General features: G+C 36.9%; 1 protein-coding gene. It reads left to right on the top strand.

Annotation, left to right across the window (positions count from 1 at the left end):
• Positions 1-53: 53 nt before the first annotated feature.
• Positions 54-621, top strand: a 568-nt coding sequence (locus HMPREF1552_RS12750; protein WP_231370742.1) for a hypothetical protein, incomplete at its 3' end; no start/stop codon positions are given.

Raw genomic sequence — 621 nt, 5'->3', positions numbered from 1 at the left:
TTAACCTTAATGGGAATGTTGAGAACAAGTCAAATATATACTCAGGCGGAAACTTGAATACGTTTGATATGATAAGTTCAGGAAACATAAACGTTTCTGGGAATATAACGGCAGGCAATTTTAAAAATTCTCTTGCAACGGTTCTTTCCGGAGGGAACTTTAATGTAAGGAACTTGGATAATTCCGGAAATATACAGGTTTCAGGAATTACAGACATTAACGGGAAATTTGATAACACAGGAGCATTGACTTCTGTTAAGCGTATCTCAGTCTTAGGAAATATAGGCAGTACAGGAAATATTTTGACAAATGAGGATTTAACGGCTAAAAATACGGTAACATCAGGAGCAATTGCGGCTAAAAATTTAAGAGTGGATAACCTTACTAATGATGGGAAAATAAGCACAAATGGCGAATTAACTGCAAAAGATGTGAAGAATACAGGAGAGATTTTATCATCAGGTAAAATTTCTGGAAGCAGCCTTGTCACTTCAGGAAAGGTTCAGACTAATGAAACGCTTGACATTGACGGCCTTCTTGATAACAGTGGAACTGTTGGAGCTGCAAAGGATATATCAGTTGCAGGAAATGTATTAAATTCAGGGGAAATCCTTACTAACG

Origin of the sequence: Leptotrichia sp. oral taxon 879 str. F0557, from assembly GCF_000469385.1 — a bacterium.
In the GTDB taxonomy this organism is placed as follows: domain Bacteria; phylum Fusobacteriota; class Fusobacteriia; order Fusobacteriales; family Leptotrichiaceae; genus Leptotrichia; species Leptotrichia mesophila.
Note: the sequence above shows the minus strand (reverse complement) of the source record. Positions and strands in the feature narration are given on the sequence as shown.